Source organism: Actinoplanes sp. NPDC051494, assembly GCF_044454705.1.
GTDB lineage: Bacteria > Actinomycetota > Actinomycetes > Mycobacteriales > Micromonosporaceae > Actinoplanes.
The window spans coordinates 15,259-31,865 of sequence record NZ_JBITDZ010000011.1 but is presented as its reverse complement, the minus strand read 5'-3'; the positions used below and the strand labels follow the sequence as shown (position 1 = coordinate 31,865).

The window sequence follows — 16,607 nt, the reverse complement described above, 5'->3', positions numbered from 1 at the left end:
AACCTCAGGCAGAAACGCGGTTCCACGTGGCGACATGCACCTCCGCGCTGGAGGACCAGGTGAACTCCTTGGCCCGGTCGAAGCCGGCTTTGGCCAGGGTCAGCCGGCGCGGCTCGTCGTGCAGCAGGTCGGCGAGGTCGGTGGCGATCCGGTCCGGGTCCTCGGTCGTGTACGCGACAGCGTCGCCACCGACCTCGGGCAGCGACAGCCGGGGCGTGGTCAGCACCGGTGTGGCGCACGCCATCGCCTCTAGGATCGGCAGGCCGAAGCCCTCGCCGAACGACGGGTAGCAGGCCACCAGCGCGCCGCCCAGGAAGCCGGGCAGGTCGGTGTACCGCAGGTAGCCCGGACGCAGCAGCCGCAGGTGCGACGGCACCTCGGCGACGGCCCGGTCGATCTCGTCGTCGTGGCCCTGACCACCGGCGACGACCAGGGCCGGCGGGTGCGGCCAGTCGGCCACCGCGCGGGCCCAGCCCCGGATCAGGTTGGGCACGTTCTTGCGGGGCTCCTTGGCACCGAGGAACGCGACGTAGCCGGAGTTGCCCAGCCCCAGCCGGGCCCGGACCCGGGCCTTCTCCTCATCGCTGGGCGCGTGGAACGCGGTCTGGTCGACCCCGTGGTAGGCCACGTCGATGTGGGTCGGGTCGGCGTCGAGGAGCCGGATCAGCTCGTCCCGGGTGGCCTTGCTGGGCACGATCACCCGCGCGGCCCGGCGCAGCGAGGTCTTGATCGCGCTGCGGAAGAACGTGCGCTTGGTGTTGTCGTAATGCTCCGGCTCGGTGAAGAAGGTCGCGTCGTGCACGGTGACGGTGACCGGGCAACCCGCCCGCAACGGGCACGTGTAGAACGGCGAGTGCAGCACCTTGGCGCCGACCTGCTGGGCCAGCAGCGGCAGCCCGGTCTGTTCCCAGGCCAGCCGGGCGGGCCGGTGGGCGACCGCGGACGGACCGGCGATGACCTCGGCACCGGTGAGCATCCTGGAGTAACGCTCCGCATCTGAACGCTGCGCCACCACGGCGAGGTTCAGGCGGTCGGGGTCGAGCTCGCCGAGGGCGCCGAGCAACCCGTCGACGTAACGGCCCACACCGCCTCGATCGGCGGGAACACTCGTGGCGTCGACGAGGACACGGGGCGGACGACCGGCGGTCACGTGCAACTCCTCACAGCTGTGGGCCAGACCACGGCCAAGGGTACGCCGCTCGATGCATCCCGTGTCGACCGCGACGCCCCCGTCACCTCCCCGTTACGTCAGCGTCGCGGTTACCTCACCGATGTTCACTCTCCGTCGTGCGGCTATCGTCGATCGTGATGAACGAGACCATCCCGGCCGCCCTGCAGGCGGCGGTACGCCGCGACCCGACCGTCCCCCTGCTGACCTGGTATGACGACGCCACCGGCGATCGCACCGAGCTGTCCGGCGCGACGATGGACAACTGGGTGTCGAAAACGGCCAACCTGCTCACCGACGGCGCCGGGCTCGGCCCCGGCGACACCGCGGCCGTGCTGCTGCCGCCGCACTGGCAGACCGCGGCGATCCTGCTGGGCGCCTGGTCGGCCGGCCTCGCCGCCGCACCGACCGCGACGCCCACCCCGGTGGACGTGCTGTTCACCTGGCCGGGCGGGGTGCCCGACGCCGCCGGCTGGCCGGCCGGCGATCGTTACGCGACCGGGCTGCTCCCGCTCGCGATGCCGCTGCGCGAGCTGCCGCCGGGCTACGTGGAATACACGATCGAGGTACGCGGCTTCGGCGACCGTTTTGTCGCCCCGCAACCCGTCACCCCGGACGACCTCGCCCTGGGCGGGATCACCCACGCCGACATCTCGGGTACGGCCGGAGCGCGCGCCCGGGAGCTCGGCATCACCGCGGGCAGCCGGGTCCTGATCGACGCCACCGCCCACCCCGACCCGCTCGACTGGCTGCTGGCCCCGTTGTACGCGCAGGCGAGCATCGTGCTCTGCGCCGGCCTCGACCCATCCGCGCTGGCCAAACGGGTCGACTCGGAGCAGGTCACGCTGACGCTGACCTGAGCGCCCGGCTCAGTCGGCGGGCCTCGACCACCAGCCGGGTCGAGCCCGGCCGGGATGCCAGCTCGGCCAGGCCGTCCACCGGCAGCGGCACGCCGGTGGATGCAGCGGCCTCGGCCGCCAGGGTCAGCAGATCCGGGGTGCCGCGGGCCGACTGCGGCGCCTGGACCAGCACGGACAGGGCCGCGGCCAGCAACCGCCAGACGGTCAGCGGCGCACCCGCGACGGCCGCGTCGCGCAGGGTCGCGGCGACCCGGCTGAGCTTGAGAACCTCCAGCCCGGCCAGCCGCGCGACGTGCGCCCCCACCTCGGGAGCGTCGAGGGCCCCTCGGGCAGCCAGGTCGAGGAAGGCGTCCAGGGCGGCCACCCGGTCGGTGACGTGCCGGGCGCCCAGACCGTAGGCGAGGGCCGCCGACAGGGCGGTGCCGCCGTCGCCCGCGCATTCCGCGAGCAGTGGCAGCACGATCGCGGCGTCCTTGCGGTCGGTGTCCGCACCGGCCGCCACCTGGGGCAGCACCGCCGCGGCGACCACGCCCCGATGGTGCGGCAGGACCGCCGGCCAGTACCGGGTCCAGCCGTCGTACCAGGTCTCCACAGTGCCCGGGGTGATCGTGAGCAGGGCCGAGGCCTCCGGGTCGGCGGACACGGGCGGTGCCGAGGCGACCAGCAGCCGGTGCGCCGGCAGGGCTTCCCACTGCCGTCGGTGCCAGGGTTGATCCGCCCAGAACTCGGTGAACCGGGGCGGTGGGCGATCGACGATCTGAACGCTCAGCACCGGGTCGGGCAGGCCAGGACCACGCAGCCGGGCGGCGAGCGCAGCACCGGCGGGGGTGCCGAGCGCGGCGGCCTTCGCGGCGAGGGCCTCATCCGGGCCGGGTGGGATACGCAGCAGCGCCTGGGTCATGTCCCAGCGCCACGGCGTCCGGTCACCGAAGGCCGCCACCCGAGCGAAAAGGACAGCCGGATCCAGCGCACCGCTCACGGAGGTGGGGGCGGCCAGCAAACCGCGGTATCCCCCGACCGCCCCAGCGGCGCCGCCAGCCGAAACCCGGGCCTCGGGCAGAAAGCCGGCCCCGGGCAGGACGGCGGCCCCGGGCAGGACGGCGGCCCCGGGCAGGACGGCGGCCTCGGGCGGGATCTGGTAGCCGAGCAGGGCGGCGTCCTTCGGCGGGATGTCGGAGCCGAGGAGGGCGGCCACCTCCAGGATGCGCAGCCGGAGCAGGCGGTGCGGCGCGGGCAGGTTGCCGTTGAGTGGGTGCTCCGGATGCCGGGACCGCAGGTCGGCGGCGAGCTTGGCGAGCCAGGCGGCCCGGGTGGCCCGGGCCGGGTCGGCGGCGACGCGCACCACCGCGCTGATCGGTTCGCAGAGGCACCGGACGTTCCCGTGGTTCGCCCCCAGCAACCAGGTGTCCTCCAGGCGTTTCAGCATCGGGGCCATGGCCCGGCTCAGCCCGGCGCGGTCGATGGCGGCGAGCCGCACGACGCCGTCGAGCACGCGTTCGAGCGGTCCGTCGGTGCGGTCGCGGAGCAGCGCCGCCACCTCCTCGACCAGCTCGTCCACATCGGATACCGGCGGTGCCGCGGGAGCGGGCCCGGCCGGCGGCGGGAGGTGGTCGCCTCGCGCCAGGTCCGGCCCGGACGGGGAAAGAGTGGGTGGGCCGAGCTTGGTGGCCAGGGCCTCCGCACGGTCGCGGACCTCGACGGCCGGGTGGGTGCGGCCGACCGCGACCACCGCGGCGATCGCCGCGGCCGCGGCGCGGTCGGTGCGGGCGACCGTGCCCAGCCAGATCAGCTGGCTCTTGACCAGTGTCTTCTCCGGGCGCTCCAGCACCACCCGCGCCGCCGCCAGCAGGGACGACAGGTCCAGGTCGATGGTGCGCAGGGACTTCTGGGCCATGGTCGCCGCGGTGGACGGGGCGTCGGTCAGCAGGTGGAGGTAGTCGTGGGTCCGGGCGGTGATCTCGGCCGGGGTGGGGGCGAGGCCGTCGTGCAGGATCAGGAAGGCCCGCGACGCGCCGGGTTGGTCGGCTCGGTGCAACCGGTTCAGGGTGTCGTCCAGCAGGGTGCCGCGGTCGAGCACGCCCTCGGCCGCGAGCTGGGTGAGGGCGCGGGGGAAGGCGTTCGGTTCCCAGGCGGGGCGGTCCTTGAAGAGCATGCGGTTGCCCAGGCCGTCGACCTCGAAGACCCGGGGCAGCAGCACCGGGAGGAACGGGTCGGTGCGCAGGCGGTCCAGCACCGGGATGTCGCGCTGCGCGGGGAGCTGCGGCGAGGCGAGGCTCTCGATCCAGCCGACCACGAAACTGTCACCGGTCGGTGGGGTGGCCGACCCGGCGCGCAGCAGGGCGGCGATGAAACCCCATTGGCTCCCCGAAGCGCTTTTCTCCTGCGGTTTGTCCAGCCGGTAGGCGAGGTCGGTGAGCCAGTCGACGCCGCGATCCCGGGCGGCGGCGCGCACCGGGTCGGCGGCCCACTCGTCCAGGGTGACCCAGCGCCGGCCGAGGACCTGGGTGGCCCTGGCCGCGGAGGGCAGCAGCGCGACCGCCGCGACCGCCAGCGCGGCGGACCGGTGGTCCGACCACGAGCGGAACGGTGACTCCCGCATGAGCGGCAGCAGGCCGGCTCCGGCTTCGCGGCGGGCGTCCTCGTCGAGGTCGCGGACGGCGGCGAGCAGTGGAAGCACCTCGCCGGCGGCGATCAGGTCGATGATGGTCACGGGTGGCGCTCCATCCGGACGGCGAGGGCGTGTTTGCAGGGGCCGCGGCCGCCGCGGTGCCGGGCATACCAGGGGCAGGAGCAGGAGTAGGCGGGGATGCGTACCCGGTAGGTCTCGTCGCCGCTGTGGACGGTGGCCGCGGTGCCGTCCGGGTCGACGGTGACCGCGCCCGCGGCGAGCAGGGCACGGGCGCCGGCCAGCCGGGGGTTGTCACGGTCGGCCCGGGTCGCGTCGTAGGGCAGGACCCGCTGGAAGTAGGCGCGCTCGGAGACGTCGTAGCCGACCTGCCCGGTCGCCCCGGGTCGGGCAGGGTCCCCGGTGGCCAGGGCGGTCAGGGCGGTCAGGGCGGTCAGGGCGGTCAGGTTTGCTCCCTCGCCGGAGAAGCCCCGGTTGGGCTCCGGGCTCAAGGTCAGCGACAGGCGCAGCGTGGGGGTGGTCAGCTCCCAGGTGCTGGGCACCGGGCCCGAGGTGGCCGAGACCGGCGGGCCGTAGACGTTCAGGGTGGTGGCGAAGCGGAGCAGTCCTCGCAGGGCCGCCAGGCGGGTGCCGCCGGGGACGCAGATCGCTCCCGGCATCGGGCGGGAGGTCAGGCGCAGCCCGCGACCTGCGGGAATCGCCCAGAGGATGCCGGTGGGGAGGCGGCGCAGGAAATCCACCGGCACCGAGGCACGCTGCTCGAACGCCGCCGACAGCGTCTGGACCTCGGCGAAGCCGCGCAGCCAGCGCTGCGGCAGGGGCACTTTCCGCTCGACGACGGTCGCGTCCATGGTGGACACGGTCAGGTCGGCGGGGCCGACCGACAGGTGCAGGGGGTCGAGGCCGGCGACCCGGGACAGGGATCGGCGCAGGGGCTCGTTGATGTCCACATTGGTCGTGCCCTGGGTGACGATGGCACCGTCCAGGCCGGCGGGGAGGACGTCGAGCCGGGCGTGGACACCGCAGCAACCGGAGAACGACTCGAACCGCAGGCGCCCGGCGTCCGCGGTCACCACCGGGTCCAGGCTCGCCCGCCGGGCCGGCTGGAAATACCGGGTGCGGGCCACCTCGGCGACGGCCAGCAGCCCGGTCGCCGCCGCCTGCGGGGTGGTCAGGAAACCGGTGAAGAAGCGCGGGTTCTCCGCCGGGCCGCCGCTGGTCTGCAGCGCCAGCCCGGCGGGACCCAGGTCAGAGGACCCGAGATATCGGTACGCCTGAACGACTGTCACGCCCCGGGACTCTAAAGAGCGGGTATGACACTCTCGAACGCGCGGAGGGACTCCGGGTTGGACAGAGCTCCGAGCGCCACGGCTTCCCCTGGTGGCGTACCCGTCAGGATTCTCTTGACCGGCACTTCGAGTTTCTTGCCGGACAGCGTGCGCGGCACCGCCCGTACCGGAAAGATCTTGTCGGGGACGTGCCGGGGTGACAGCGCCGCACGCAGCGTGGCACCGATCCGCCCGCGCAGCTCGTCGTCGAGGGTGTGCCCCTCGGCGGGCACCACGAACAGCAGGAGCTGGTCACGGTCGTCGAGATGCACGACGAGCGAGTCGGCGATCCCGGGCAGGCCCTCGACGACGGAATAGAACTCGGCGGTGCCCAGGCGCACGCCGCCGCGGTTGAGGGTGGCGTCGGAACGGCCGGTGATGACGCAGGTGCCGTCGTCGCCGATGGTGATCCAGTCGCCGTGCCGCCACACGCCCGGGAAGACGTCGAAATAGGACGCGAAGTAGCGCTGCCCGTCCGGGTCGTTCCAGAAACCGACCGGCATGCTGGGCATCGGTGCGGTGATCACCAGCTCGCCGAGCCGGCCGTGCACCGGTTCGCCCCGCGGGTCGTAGGCCTCGACGCGGGCGCCGAGGGCCCGGCAGGAGATGACGCCCTCGATCACCGGCAGCAGCGGGGTGCCGCCGACAAAACCGGTGCAGACGTCCGTGCCGCCGGACAGCGACTGCAGTTGCGGTTTCGGGCCGAGCACGTCGTAGATCCAGCGGTAGCCCTCCGGCGGCAGGGGCGCGCCGGTCGAGCCGACGCCGCGGATCACGTTCGGTGGCGGCTGCACGCCGGCCTTGCGGCTCGCGAGGATGAACGGCGCGGACGTACCGAAATAGGTGACCCCGGCGTCGGCGGCGAGCCGCCAGAGCGCGCCCAGGTCGGGGTGGCCGGGGTTGCCGTCGTAGAGCACGATCGCCGCACCCACCGCCGGGCCGGAGACCAGGAAGTTCCACATCATCCAGCCGGTCGTGGTGAACCAGAGGAAGCGGTCGCCAGGGCCGAGGTCGTGGTGCAGGGCGAGCATCTTGAGGTGCTCGAGCAGGATGCCGCCGTGGCCGTGCACGATCGGTTTCGGCAGCCCGGTGGTGCCGGAGGAATAGAGCACATACAGCGGATGGTCGAACGGCACCGCGGCGAAGGTCAGCGGATCCGGGCCGTCGAGGGTGTCCCAGTTCCCGTCCTGGCCCAGGTAGGGGATCGTGATGAGACTCTCGACGCTGGGGAGGGCGGCGTGGATCTCCGCGACCTCGGCGCGGCGGTCGATCTCCTTGGTGCCGTAGCGGTAGCCGTCGACCGCGACCAGGACTTTCGGACCGATCTGCGACCACCGGTCGATCACGCTGCGGGAGCCGAACTCCGGCGCGCACGACGAGAAGACCGCGCCGAGGCCGGCCGTCGCCAGGAACAGCACGAACGTCTCCGGGATGTTGGGCGCGTAGGCCGCGACCCGGTCCCCCGGGCCGACCCCGAGACGCCTCAGCCCGGCGGCTGCCCTCCGCACCTGATCGCGCAGCTGACGGGCGGTGAGCGTGACCGGCTCCCGGGTCTGGGAGTACGCGTGCACGACCACGTCGTCGTCGGCCAGCCCCGGCATCCGCAGCACGTTCTCGGCGTAGTTGAGCGCCGCGCCCGGGAACCAGCGGGCTCCGGGCATCGTGACCTCGTCGAGCACCCCGGACGGCGGGTCGTGGGCGATGACGTCGAAGTGGTCCCACACCGCGCCCCAGAAGCCGGCGAGATCGGTGACCGACCACTCCCACAGGCCCGGGTAGTCACGGACGTCGACGCCGCGCTCGTCGCGTACCCATGTCAGGAAACGGCCCATCCGCGACGTCTCGAGGACGTCGGCCGGAGGCGACCACAACACTGTGCCCGTCGTCATATCGACACCTTAACGGCTGTTCGGGTTGCCGCTCTTGGCTACGGTTCCGGACGTGAGGCATCTTCGATCGATTCTGTACGCACTCGTGCTCGCCCCCGTGACGTGGATCCTGCTGGGGGTCGGCTTCGATCCGGATCTCACCGGCCGCGCCCTGGACAACGGGGGTCCCGAGGAGCTCGGTGGGCTCGCGTTGCTGCTGCTCGCCGGCGCCGCGTACACGATCATGCTGTTCGCGCCGATCTCCCCGGCCGGGCCGCTCCTGGTCGGTCTGGCGTTCTTCGGCATCGGCCTGTGGGCGCGGATGGCGCCGGATTCCTATGCCGGGCTCTGGCCCGCGGAATTCGCCAAGGGCGGCTTCAACCTCAGCACCCCGGGGTACGGCCTGGTGCTCCTGCTCGCGGTGCCGCTGATCAGCATCGCCCTCAGTGCCCGGCGCTGGGCGGCCTACGAGCCGCCGCAGGTGGTGTTCATCGGCACGATCGGCCGGGCCCGCGGCGCGGCGAAGGTGGCCGGCACACCGATGGCCGCCGAGCGCACGACGGTCATCTCGTCCCCGCCCCGCATCTCACCCTCGGCCGACGAGACCACGGTGATCTCCTCGGCCGAGGGGGACCGGACCCAGGTGATCAAGCCGGCCGAGTCGCCGGACGCCACGATCCGGATCTGACCGGTCAGGTTTGCCGCGGGCGCGCTGAGCAGGCATCATTCGGCGCATGCGGTTGGCGGAGATCCAGGTCGGCAGCGAGTACGCGCATCGCGTCCGGCTGCCGAACCGCGAGCCCTCCCCGCCCACCCGCGTGCTGGTCCGGGAGAAACTTGCCGCCGGCCGCCTGCGCGTCGAGGTCGTCGGGACCGGGGCCCTGATCGAGGTCGGCAGCCAGAACATCGTCTCGCCGTGGGACGTGCCCGCGTCCGCGCAGGCCCGGCCGCTCCCCCCGGCCTACGACCGCGGCCACGACTCCTGGCCGGTCGGCTCGATGGACGACCTGCGAGGCTGGCCGGACGCCGCACTGCGCCTGCTCAAGGGCATGCCGGTCGGTCTGGCCCACGACCTGCTCGCCGTCACCGAACACACCAGCGAGGAACTGCCGCAGGGCTCGGTGGGCGCGGTGCTGGGCCCGGTCGCGTCGACGCTGGACGCGGCCCTGAGGTGGGCGGCCGGCGACGGGCGGCTCGCGGCCCGGCTCTCCGACGAGCTGTGGGAGTCGACCGCCGACTTCGCGGCCGCCTGCGCGGATTCCTTCGAGATCCACGGCGACCGGCTCGACCTGCCGGACACCCCGGTGCTGACGCCGACGGTGTTCGCCGGGCCGGGCTGGCTGCGGGTCAGCTACGGCGAGACCTCGGGCCGCCGGTTGCACGCGCCGAACTGCCGGGTCCTGCAGAGTCTCGCGCTGGCGCCGGACGAGGCCCCGACGTGGCCGGTGTGGCGGCTCAACCTGCCCGGCACCGACCTGTGCGGGATCTGCGGCGGCCCCGGGATCCTCGCCACCCCGGCGGTGCTCGGTTTCGTCGCGGCGGCCCTGATCTGGCGGCACCGGCCCGAGAAGCCCATCGAACGCTGGCAGTTGCGGGCCTGCCTGACCGTGCTCGCCGAGGCGGCGGCCGCCCGCGCCCGCGAGGTCGAGCCGGACAGTTACTGGTACGAGCGGGTGGTCACGGAACTGCTCGCCGACCCACCCTCCGGCCCGGACACCCTGTTCCACCCGTCGTTCGAGAAGTGGGCGAAACGCCGGCAGATCGCCGCGCTGACCCAGGCCGCCGACCGCCTGACGTTCCTCGCCGGGATCCTGCCGTCCCGGCTGCGCCCGGAACCGCCCACCCGGCTCACCGACCGGGGCCAGGTGCAGGAGTGGTACAAGGCGCTCACCGAGGTCTGCCACGACGAGATCCCGCACGTGGAGCTACTGCTGTTCCCCGAGTAGGCCGGCCCACAACTCGCGCGCCAGAGCTTCGTGACGCTCGGATTCCGGCAGGTCGCCGAGCATCCGGTGCGCCTCGGCCAGGCCGCTCTGCGCCCGGGCCTGCTGCTCGATGTCGGCGATGTCGGGATCGACCGCGATCAGCCATGCGGCGTCGTGCTCGACGGCCGCCTCGGCCGCGCGGCCGGCGACCCGGGCGGCCTCGCCCAGCCCGTTGTGCGCGCAGGACTCGCCGTGCCGGTCGCCGAGCTTCGTGAACAGGGCCATTGCCTCGCGGTGGTATCCGGCGGCCCGCTCGGCGTCGCCCCGGCCGACGTACAGGGTGCCGAAGAAGTCCAGGGTGGAGGCTTCGTACGCGGCGTTGCGCAGCTCCCGGTCGAGCTCCAGCGCCCGGGTCAGGTGCCGCTCGGCGTCGTCGAAGCGGCCCAGCTTGACCTCGGCTCCGCCCAGGTTGCTCAGCAGCACAGCCTCGCCGTTGCGGTCGCCGAGCGACTGGTGCAGGCGCAGCGCGGCCGCGTAGTGCGGGAGCGCGTCCTCGTCGCGGCCCAGCCGTGACTCCAGGTTGGCGAGGTTCGTCAGCGCCCGCGCCTGCCCGGCCTCGTCGGCGGACCGTTCGTGCAGCTCCATCGACTCCGCCAGGTGCCGCGCCGCGGCCGCGTAGTGCCCGAGCCGTGTTTCGACAACGCCCAGGTTGTTGAGCGTGCGGGCCTGCCCGGGCCCGTCACCGGACCGGCGGAAGATCTTCCGGGCCTGTTCGAGGTGGGCGAGCGCGGACTCGTGCCGGCCCAGGAACACCTCCGCGGTGGACATGTTGGCCAGCGCGCCGGCCTGCCCGCCCGGGTCACCGGAGCGCTCGGCGGCCTCGGCGGCCCGGCCGTGCACGGTCAGCGCGTCGAGGTGGTGGCCGCCGAGGAAGTACCGGAACAGCGTCGCGGCGAGATCCACGGAATGCCCGGGCCAGCCCTGCTCCGCGGCGAACGTCACCATCGCGACCAGGTTGGCGCGCTCCGCGTCGAGCCAGACGATCGGTTCGCCGGGACCGGGCAGTGTGAGGGCCGACGAACCGATTTTCGGCCGGCGGGCCGCGTCGGCGGGATCCAGCCGGTTCATCGCCTCGACCGAGGCGGCCAGATAGAAGTCGAGCATCCGGGTCAGCGCCGCCCGGCGTCCGGCGCGCCGGTCCTCGTCCGCGGCCCGCGCCACCGCGAACGACCGGACCAGGTCGTGCAGGGCGTACCGGCCGGGCCCGGCCGGTTGCACCAGATGGTCGCCGACAAGCTTGCCCAGCCGCTCCCCCGCCAGGTCCGGGCCGGTCCCGCTCAGCGCGGCGGCCACCAGCACATCGGCGTCCTGGCCGGGATGCTGCGCCAGCAGACGGAGCAGCTCACGCTCACCGGCCGGCAGATTTCGGTACGACACGTCGAGCGCGAGTTCCACCCCGGAGTCCAGCCGCCGGTCCCGGTGCAACTCGTCCAGCCGGTCGGCATGGTCGGTCAGGCTCCAGCCCGGTCTCGCGCGCAGGTGCCCGGCGATCAGTGCCAGGGCCAGCGGCAGGTGGCCGCAGCGCGCCGCGATCCGCTCCGCCGCGCCGAGGTCCTCGCCGGCCGGGATCCCGGGCATCGCCGACGCCAGGAACCGCAGGGATTCCGCCGGGGTGAACACGTCCACGTCGAAATGCGCGGCGGCGTCCAGACCGGCGAGACCGCGCCGGCTGGTGACCAGCGTGACGCAACCCGGGGTGCCCGGCAGCAGTGGCCGGACCTGCTCCTCGTCGGCCGCGTTGTCCAGCACGACCAGCACGCGCAGCCCGGCGAGCCGGTCCCGGTAGGCGGCCACCCGCTCCCCCAGCGGGTACGGCACCTGGTGCCCCGAGACGCCGAGCAGCCGCAGGAATCCGTCCAGTACGGCGGCCGGATCGGCGGGCGGCTGAGCCGGATCGGGGTGGAACCCGCGCAGGTTGACGAACAGCACCCGGTCGAAGGCCCGCTCGGCGGCGAGCGCGTGTCCGACGTGGATGGCGAGCTGCGTCTTTCCCACTCCCGCCATGCCCTCGAGCGCCGAGATGACGGCGGTGCCGTCGCCGCTCACCGCCTGCCCGATCCGGGCGAGCTCGGCCTCCCGCCCGGTGAAGCCCGGCAGGTCCGGTGGCAGCTCGCCCCGGACCCGTACCTGGGCGGCGGCCCGGATCTCCCCGCCGGCCACCCGCAGCGCCTGCCGCCACTGAAACACGTAACCGTCGTCGGGATGCAGCGACGTCACCACGGCGGCCACGAGCTCGCCGTCCATCCGCCGCCGGCCCGCCCGGAAACAGTCCACGACGGTCGTCTTGCCCACCTGATCCGTGGCCGCCCGCGCGGCGTTGACCCGGCCGGTGATCGTCTCGTACGACGGGTTGCCGGCCCACTGCTTCAGCTCCCGCAGGCAAGCGGCGAGGCCGTCGAGGGTGGTCTCCCGGCCGGGATCGGGCGGCGTCACCGCTACCTCCCTGGAGATCGAAACGTTTCGTAACGATCGACCCTACCCGTTGCGGCGTTCGGGTTCGTTCGGACTTGGCCCGCACGCGCGCCCGCTGCCGCAGAGTCGGCGGGGAAGGGGCCCGGCTGGAACGGGGGGCTGTTTTCGGGGCGTCCCAGCCGTCGAAAACCGCAGTCAGCCGGGCCCTAAACTTTCGCTCCTTCTCGAAACCGGGACCATGACGACAACCGGCAGGACAACCCTGGCAGAAATAGCCCGGGAGGCGAACGTGGCCGTCTCGACCGTCTCCAAGGTCCTCAACGGGCACCCGGACGTCGCCGTACCGACCCGGCTGCGGATCGAACAGCTCCTGGCCCGGCGCGGTTACCGGCGCACCCCCGCGCCCCGGCGTACCCCCCGCCGCACCGCCCTGATCGACCTGGTCCTCGACGAACCGGACAGCGCCTGGGGCCTGGCGGTCCTCTCCGGCGTCGGACTGGTCGCCGGCGAATCCGGTCTCGGCCTGATCGTCTCCACCCGCGAGGGCACCGGCACCCTGCTCCCCCGCGGCTCCGAGGGCGCGATCCTCGCCCTGTCCGCGCTGGGCGAGCACCAGCGCGCCGACCTGGAACGGCGCAGCATCCCGTTCGTCCTGGTCGGCGCCGTCAGCCCGGCCGCCCCGTCGATCGGCGCCACCGACTTCACCGGCGGCTACACCGCGACCGAACACCTCGTCGCCCTCGGCCACCACCGCATCGGTCTCATCACCGGCCCCCGCCACCACCCGTGCGCCCGGGCCCGCACCGCCGGATACCACGCGGCCCTGGACGCGGCCGGCCTGCCCGCCGACCCGGACCTGGTGATTCCGGCCCGCGCCCACCACGAGGACGGCCTGGCCGCGGCCCTGACACTGCTGTCGCTGCCCACCCCGCCGACGGCCATCTTCGCCGCGGACGACCACCAGGCCGCCGGCGCCTACGAGGCGGGCCGCCGAACCGGCCGCACGATCCCGCACGACCTCAGCATCACCGGCTTCGGGGACCTGCCCTTCGCCCGCTGGCTGGCCCCCGCCCTGACCACGGTCCGTTACCCCCTGCACGAGATGGGCCTGGCCGCGGCCCGCACCCTGCTGCGCCTGGTCGACAACGACCCTCTCGAATCCCCGCACATCGAGCTGGCCACAACCCTGGTCACCCGGGCCAGCACGACCCGCTTCCCCGTACCCCGAACCCCGGAAACCGCAACTAAGGCGCTTCCTTACTAACACTTCTTGCCAGAAGTGTTAGTAAGGGGAGGTCTGTGGTTACAGAAGATCCCGCCGCCCCGCACTCGATCGCCGTTCCGGGTGCAACATACGAGACCCAGACATGGGCACCGGCCGACCACGGCTATTACTCCCGAGCAGAGATGCGCCGCCAACGGGGTACGTACCAGTCGATCGTCACAGCACCGCTGGCCGGCTGGCAACCACACCTGTCGGCTGCCGTGGCCACCGATATCGAGGACGGTGCCCGCGCGCTGGTGGACTTCGATCTCCATGCGGAGCGAACCCTTGGTTCCGGAAGCCCAGCACTCGGCCCGATGTCAGCAATCCTGCTGCGAACTGAGAGCTCGTCCAGTTCACAAATCGAGAACCTCACCACCAGCGCGCGACAGCTAGCCCTCGCCGAGATCGGCCAGAGCGACAAACCGAACGCTCATACCGTCGTCGGCAATGTCCGGGCCATGGAAGCCGCCCTGAAACTCTACGATCGGGTCGAAACGCAGTCGATATTGACAATGCACCGCGAACTGATGCGCCACCAGGAAGGCTTCGAGCAGCACGCCGGGCAATTCCGGCAAGAAGCCGTCTGGATCGGCCGGGACAACGCCGGGCCGATCGGGGCCGACGTCGTCGCTCCGCGATACGAACGCGTGCCGGAGGCCATCCAGGACATCGTCGAGTTCGCCGATCGCGACGATCTGCCGGTGCTGGTCCAGGTCGCGGTGGCACATGCGCAGTTCGAGACGATCCATCCCTTCGTCGACGGCAACGGCCGCACCGGACGCGCCCTCGCCCAGGCCATGCTGCGGAGCAAGCGACTGGTCGAGCACGTCACGGTGCCGATCTCGGCGGGTTTGCTGACCGATACCAAAACCTACTTCGATGCCCTCACCGCCTTTAGGGAAGGCAACGCCGGACCGATCGTGCATCGCTTTGCCGACGCGTCGCGTTTCGCCGCGGCTTCCGGCCGCGTCCTGGTCGATGATCTCGCCGCACAGCTGACGGACGCCCGCGACAAATTGTCCGGCGTCCGACCCCATGCGGCCGCGTGGGGAGTGCTCCCCCGATTGGTGGGCCAGCCCGTCATCAACGCCAGGTACCTGACGTCCGAGTTGGCCATGAACGACGTCACGGCACAGCGCACCCTCGAGCTCCTGACCGATCGCCAGGTCCTCGTGGAACGCACCGGTCTGCGCCGGAACCGGATCTGGCAGCACGCGGGCATTCTCGAGGTGCTCGACAATTACGCGTCCATGCCGCCCGGGTTCCGATCGGCGTCCCCGGCGACACCGTGACAAGGGGTCCACAATCGATCTCTGCCGTAAGGTGACACCGCGGCGACCCTGTCGGGCAGGAAGGCACATCGATGACCAGCAGATCCGACTCCGACCTGCGAGCACGGCTGAACGCCACCCAGCCGAACAGCGCCCGGGTCTGGAACTACCTGCTCGGCGGCAAGGACAACTTCGCCGCCGACCGCAAGGCCGCCGACGCGCTGACCGACCAGCTTCCGGAGATCCGGGAATTCGCCCGGGCCGGACGCGCCTTCCTCACCCGGGCGACCGGCTTCCTGGCCGCCGAGGCCGGCGTCCGGCAGTTCATCGACATCGGTACGGGTCTGCCCACCGCGGACAACACCCACGAGGTTGCCCAGCGGATCGCACCGGAGTCCCGCGTCGTCTACGTCGACAACGATCCTGTGGTCCTGACCCACGCGCGGGCGTTGCTGACCAGCGACCCCGCGGGGGCGACCAGCTACCTCGACGCCGACGCCCAGGACCCGGCCAGGATCCTGAAGGCCGCGGCCGACACGCTCGACTTCTCCCAGCCGATCGCCGTCATGATGATCGGCATCCTGGGCCACCTGTCGGACGCCGACCAGCCGGCCCAGGTCGTGCGGACGATCGTCGACGCACTGCCGTCGGGCAGTTACCTGGTCGTCAACGACAGCATCCCCACGCCGGGCAACACCATCGCGGCCGAGACGGCCCGCAGCGACGGCACGCACTACCACCTGCGCACCGTCGAGCAGATCACCGCGTTCTTCGACGGCCTCGACCTGATCGAGCCGGGCGTCGTCCCGACCCCGCTCTGGCGCCCCGCCCCCGGCCCCGCACCGGCCGGGATCGCGGTCTACTGCGGCGTCGCCCGCAAGCCGTGACGCGCCCCGGCGAACAGCCGGTCGGCGGCCTTCTCGCCGTGGACGCACTCACACTCGCGGGACAGCGGCAGCCGGGTCACGGTGTCGAGGACGAGACCGCGTAGTCGCTCGACGTTGCGCGCGAAAACCGCGTACACCTCTTCCTGGGTGACGCCCTCCCCCGCGTCAACCCCGGCGTCGACGTCGGTGACCAGGGCCAACGGGGTGTAACACAGGCCCAGCTCGCGGGCCAGCACGGCCTCCGGCATCCCGGTCATGTTCACCAGCGACCACCCGGCCGCGGCGAACGATCGCGACTCGGCGCGGGTGGAGAAGCGCGGACCCTCGATGACGACCATGGTGCCGCCGTCGACGCACTCGATCGCGAGATCCCTCGCCGCTGAGAGAGCCGCGGACCGGCCGGAAGCGCAGTACGGATCCGCGAACGACACGTGCTCGACCGTCTCGTCGAAGTACGTGCCCGCCCGGCCGCTCGTACGGTCCACGACCTGATCGGGGAGCACGAACGAGCCGGGTGGCAGATCGCGGCGCAGCGAACCGACCGCGCAGGGGGCGATGATCTGGCGTACGCCGACCGAGCGCAACGCCCACAGGTTCGCCCGGTAGTTGATCCGGTGCGGGGCCAGGGCGTGATCACGGCCGTGCCGGGGCAGGAACGCCACCCGCCGGTCGCCGACCGTGCCGATCATCAGCACGTCCGCCGGATCGCCGTACGGGGTCCGCACCTTGGTCCCGGTGGCGTCCGACAGCAGTTCGTACAGGCCGGTCCCGCCGATCACCCCGATCGGGGCCGGTTCCGTCGTCGATCGTGCTGCGGTCATCAGGAGTACCCCTCGCTCGGCCGGAATCAGCGCCAGACTAGGTCGGTGCGGCGCCCGGGAAGCACGCGAAGCGGTATCCGTAAGGCTTTCGAAAGACCTTGTGCGGCTAGCCGG

The 16,607-nt window shown here is 72.5% G+C and carries 12 protein-coding genes; 6 read left to right on the top strand and 6 right to left on the bottom strand.

Annotated features, from left to right (window positions below):
- Positions 1–4 precede the first annotated feature (4 nt).
- Positions 5–1,150 carry a glycosyltransferase family 4 protein gene (locus ACIA6A_RS31305; protein WP_396101564.1) on the bottom strand — a complete coding sequence of 382 codons (1,146 nt, stop codon included), beginning with the start codon at positions 1,148–1,150 and terminating at the stop codon, positions 5–7.
- 158 nt (positions 1,151–1,308) lie between these two features.
- Here ACIA6A_RS31305 and ACIA6A_RS31300 point away from each other — a divergent pair, with 158 nt between their 5' ends.
- Positions 1,309–2,028, top strand: a complete 720-nt coding sequence (locus tag ACIA6A_RS31300; protein ID WP_396101563.1) for a TIGR03089 family protein — start codon at positions 1,309–1,311, stop codon at positions 2,026–2,028.
- Here ACIA6A_RS31300 and ACIA6A_RS31295 read toward each other — a convergent pair.
- The 3 genes from ACIA6A_RS31295 to ACIA6A_RS31285 are packed head-to-tail and all read right to left on the bottom strand — an operon-like array spanning position 2,009 to position 7,871.
- Positions 2,009–4,738 carry a hypothetical protein gene (locus ACIA6A_RS31295; protein ID WP_396101562.1) on the bottom strand — a complete coding sequence of 910 codons (2,730 nt, stop codon included), beginning with the start codon at positions 4,736–4,738 and terminating at the stop codon, positions 2,009–2,011. The genes ACIA6A_RS31300 and ACIA6A_RS31295 overlap by 20 nt on opposite strands.
- Positions 4,735–5,943 (bottom strand): SWIM zinc finger family protein, encoded by a 1,209-nt coding sequence (locus ACIA6A_RS31290; protein ID WP_396101561.1) that lies wholly within the window; start codon positions 5,941–5,943, stop codon positions 4,735–4,737. Before ACIA6A_RS31290 ends, ACIA6A_RS31295 begins: the two co-directional genes overlap by 4 nt.
- An 11-nt stretch (positions 5,944–5,954) precedes the next feature.
- The gene (locus ACIA6A_RS31285) at positions 5,955–7,871 is read right to left on the bottom strand and encodes an acetoacetate--CoA ligase (protein ID WP_396101560.1); all 1,917 of its coding nucleotides are present in this window, start codon (positions 7,869–7,871) and stop codon (positions 5,955–5,957) included.
- Between the two features lie 52 nt (positions 7,872–7,923).
- On the opposite strand from ACIA6A_RS31285, the gene ACIA6A_RS31280 reads away from it, so the two are divergent.
- Positions 7,924–8,538 carry a hypothetical protein gene (locus ACIA6A_RS31280; RefSeq protein ID WP_396101559.1) on the top strand — a complete coding sequence of 205 codons (615 nt, stop codon included), beginning with the start codon at positions 7,924–7,926 and terminating at the stop codon, positions 8,536–8,538.
- Positions 8,539–8,584: 46 nt separating this feature from the next.
- Positions 8,585–9,796, top strand: a complete 1,212-nt coding sequence (locus tag ACIA6A_RS31275) for a hypothetical protein (protein ID WP_396101558.1) — start codon at positions 8,585–8,587, stop codon at positions 9,794–9,796.
- Here the strand turns inward: ACIA6A_RS31275 and ACIA6A_RS31270 are convergent.
- The gene (locus ACIA6A_RS31270) at positions 9,776–12,268 is read right to left on the bottom strand and encodes an ATP-binding protein (RefSeq protein WP_396101557.1); all 2,493 of its coding nucleotides are present in this window, start codon (positions 12,266–12,268) and stop codon (positions 9,776–9,778) included. The two genes, ACIA6A_RS31275 and ACIA6A_RS31270, sit on opposite strands and share 21 nt — an antisense overlap.
- Before the next feature lie 217 nt (positions 12,269–12,485).
- On the opposite strand from ACIA6A_RS31270, the gene ACIA6A_RS31265 reads away from it, so the two are divergent.
- The 3 genes from ACIA6A_RS31265 to ACIA6A_RS31255 all read left to right on the top strand — a co-directional run bounded on the left by ACIA6A_RS31265 (position 12,486) and on the right by ACIA6A_RS31255 (position 15,672).
- Positions 12,486–13,511: a LacI family DNA-binding transcriptional regulator gene (locus ACIA6A_RS31265; RefSeq protein ID WP_396101556.1), complete on the top strand. Its 1,026-nt coding sequence runs from the start codon at positions 12,486–12,488 to the stop codon at positions 13,509–13,511.
- A gap of 35 nt (positions 13,512–13,546) precedes the next feature.
- Entirely contained in the window at positions 13,547–14,806 is a 1,260-nt protein-coding gene (locus ACIA6A_RS31260; protein ID WP_396101555.1) for a Fic family protein, read from the top strand.
- A 71-nt stretch (positions 14,807–14,877) separates the two neighbouring features.
- Positions 14,878–15,672, top strand: a complete 795-nt coding sequence (locus ACIA6A_RS31255; protein ID WP_396101554.1) for an SAM-dependent methyltransferase — start codon at positions 14,878–14,880, stop codon at positions 15,670–15,672.
- Here the strand turns inward: ACIA6A_RS31255 and ACIA6A_RS31250 are convergent.
- Positions 15,645–16,493: an S-methyl-5'-thioadenosine phosphorylase gene (locus ACIA6A_RS31250; RefSeq protein ID WP_396101553.1), complete on the bottom strand. Its 849-nt coding sequence runs from the start codon at positions 16,491–16,493 to the stop codon at positions 15,645–15,647. The two genes, ACIA6A_RS31255 and ACIA6A_RS31250, sit on opposite strands and share 28 nt — an antisense overlap.
- Positions 16,494–16,607 lie beyond the last annotated feature (114 nt).

Coding starts and splice junctions, on each gene's coding strand:
- ACIA6A_RS31300 (WP_396101563.1), top strand. CDS start 1,309: ATGAACGAGACCATCCCGGCCGCCCTGCAGGCGGCGGTACGCCGCGAC.
- ACIA6A_RS31285 (WP_396101560.1), bottom strand. CDS start 7,871: ATGACGACGGGCACAGTGTTGTGGTCGCCTCCGGCCGACGTCCTCGAG.
- ACIA6A_RS31275 (WP_396101558.1), top strand. CDS start 8,585: ATGCGGTTGGCGGAGATCCAGGTCGGCAGCGAGTACGCGCATCGCGTC.
- ACIA6A_RS31265 (WP_396101556.1), top strand. CDS start 12,486: ATGACGACAACCGGCAGGACAACCCTGGCAGAAATAGCCCGGGAGGCG.
- ACIA6A_RS31255 (WP_396101554.1), top strand. CDS start 14,878: ATGACCAGCAGATCCGACTCCGACCTGCGAGCACGGCTGAACGCCACC.
- ACIA6A_RS31250 (WP_396101553.1), bottom strand. CDS start 16,493: ATGACCGCAGCACGATCGACGACGGAACCGGCCCCGATCGGGGTGATC.